Source organism: Streptomyces sp. NPDC056503, assembly GCF_042794995.1.
Lineage (GTDB): Bacteria > Actinomycetota > Actinomycetes > Streptomycetales > Streptomycetaceae > Streptomyces.
The window spans coordinates 1-2563 of record NZ_JBHTST010000264.1 but is presented as its reverse complement, the minus strand read 5'-3'; the positions used below and the strand labels follow the sequence as shown (position 1 = coordinate 2563).

Sequence of the window (2563 nt, the reverse complement as noted above, 5' to 3'; positions counted from 1 at the left end):
GGCTCCGGCTCCGACCACGTGGACGGGCCCGGGTCCGGTTTCGACGCCGGCCGCCGGTCCGGGCCCGGGGGCCGGGAGGCGCGGGTCCACCGGGGTCCCCGCCGGGCCCGGAGCCGGCTCCCGTGCCGGCGCGGGGGACACGGGCCCGTCCACGCCGCCGGCGGTCGCGAACTCCGCGAGCAGCCGCGCCGCCTCGCCGGCCTCCGGGCGGGTCGACGGGTCCTTGTCCAGGAGGCGCTGGAGGAGCGGGGTCAGGGGGCCCGCGCGGCGGGGCTCCGGAAGGGGGTCGGTGACGATGGCGGCGAGCGTCGACCAGGTCGACGTACGGCGGAAGGGCGAGGAGCCCTCGACCGCCGCGTAGAGGGTGGCGCCGAGGGCCCAGACGTCCGCCGCCGGGGCGGGGTCGCCGCCGCGGGCCCGCTCGGGGGCGAGGAAGTCGAGGGAGCCGATGATCTCGCCGCTGCGGGTCAGACGGGTGGCGGAGCCGTCGTCCGGGTCGTCCATGGCGGCGATGCCGAAGTCGGTGAGGACGGTCCGGCCCGAGCGGTCGAGCAGGATGTTGCCGGGCTTGACGTCCCGGTGCAGCACACCGGCGGCGTGCGCGGCGGCCAGCGCCTCCAGGACCGCGGCGCCGATCCGGGCGGCCTCGCGCGGCCCCAGCGTCCCCCGCTCCTTGAGGACGTCGTCGAGCGAGGGTCCGTCGACCAGTTCCATGACGATGACCGGACGGCCCTCGTGTTCGGTGACGTCGTGGACCGCCACGACCCCGGGATGGCGGACGCGGGCCGCCGCCCGCGCCTCCCGGGTCATCCTCAGCCGCAGGTCGGCGAGTTCGCCGGCGGCCGTGTCCGTGAACGTACGGAGCTCCTTGACGGCCACCTCGCGGCCCAGGACCTCGTCGACGGCGTGCCAGACCACGCCCATGCCACCGCGCCCGAGTCTGCGCACGACTCTGTAGCGGCCCGCGAGCCGCTCGTTCTCCCCCGCTGACACCGCTGCCCCGTCCCCCTGTCGATCATGTGAACTCGACAAGAGTACGGGGCAGTTGGCGGAAAAGTGACCGAACCTCGCCGTGGGATCAGCGGTCGGCGCTGGCGGTGAGGTCGCCGCGGCGCGGAGCGGCGAAGCGTTCCACGTCGGCGCGGGTCATGCCGGTGAGGGCGTCGACCTCGGCGGTGTCGAGGGCGCCGCACTGGAGGCCGCGCAGCAGGTAGGAGGAGAGGGCCTTGGCGGTGGCGGGCTCGTCCATGACGTCGCCGCCGGCGTGGTTGGCGTAGGCGGAGAGGCGCTTGGCGGCGGTCTCGAAGCCCTCGCGGTAGAAGGCGAAGACGGCGGCGTAACGGGTGGGGATGTGGCCCGGGTGCATGTCCCAGCCCTGGTAGTAGGCGCGGGCCAGGGCGCGGCGGGTGAGGCCGTAGTGCAGCTTCCACGCCTCGTGGACGTGGGCGGTGGAGCCGACCGGGAGGACGTTGGTGGAGCCGTCGGAGACGCGTACGCCGGTGCCGGCGGCGGCGACCTGCATGATCGCCTTGGCGTGGTCGGCGGCCGGGTGGTCGCTGGCCTGGTAGGCGGCGGAGACGCCGAGGCAGGCGCTGTAGTCGAAGGTGCCGTAGTGGAGGCCGGTGGCGCGGCCCTCGGCGGCGTCGATCATGCGGGCGACGGCGGCGGTGCCGTCGGCGGCGAGGATGGACTGGCTGGTCTCGATCTGGATCTCGAAGCCGAGGCGGCCGGCGTCGAGGCCGTGGGCCTTCTCGAAGGCCTCCAGGAGGCGCACGAAGGCGGTGACCTGCTCGGGGTAGGTGACCTTGGGAAGGGTGAGGACGAGGCCGTCGGGCAGGCCGCCGTTCTCCAGGAGCCCGGTGAGGAAGACGTCGGTGGTGCGGATGCCGCGGTCGCGGACGGCGGCCTCCATGCACTTCATCCGGATGCCCATGTACGGGGCGGCGGTGCCCCCGGCGTACGCCTCGTTGATCAGGCGGGCGGCCCTGGCGGCGTCCTGGTCCTCGTCGGCGCCGGCGTAGCCGTCCTCGAAGTCGACGCGCAGGTCCTCGATGGGCTCGCGCTCCAGCTTGGCGCGGACGCGGCCGTACACGTCCTCGGCGAGGTCGTCGGAGAGGCCGAGGACGGCGGCGAAGGAGGCGGCGTCGGGGGCGTGCTCGTCGAGCGCGGCGAGGGCCTGGTCGCCCCAGGAGCGGATGGTGCCGGCGTCGAAGACGTTGCCGGGGACGTAGACGGTGTGGACGGGCTGGCGGGTGCCGGGGTCGCCCGGGTAGCGGCGGTCGAGCTCGGCGTCCACCGCGGCGAGGGAGGCGCTGATGCCCTCGCTGACCGCGCCGGCGAGGCTCGTCGACACCTTCTCCTGCTGACCCATCCCTGATCCCTCCTGTTTTCCGCTTCACGGAATCAACAATCCGTATAGCGAAGTTAATAGTCCGCCGATCCTGCGTCAATGGTTGACCGAAACGACCGGGGGCCGCCCCGGCGCAAAATACCGGCGGCCCCCCCCCCCACCCGCGGCGCGGGGGGGGCGCCCCAGAGGGGGTGGGCCACCCCCGGGCAGACC

General features: G+C 74.5%; 2 protein-coding genes. Both read right to left on the bottom strand.

Features of this window, described 5'->3' with window-relative positions; translation table 11 throughout:
• Nucleotides 1-993, bottom strand: a 993-nt coding sequence (locus ACFQ8C_RS36885; protein WP_383466314.1) for a serine/threonine-protein kinase, incomplete at its 3' end; no start/stop codon positions are given.
• Nucleotides 994-1078: 85 nt separating this feature from the next.
• Complete coding sequence (locus ACFQ8C_RS36880; protein WP_383466312.1) at nucleotides 1079-2371, bottom strand: DUF6986 family protein; 1293 nt, start codon at nucleotides 2369-2371, stop codon at nucleotides 1079-1081.
• Nucleotides 2372-2563: the final 192 nt, after the last annotated feature.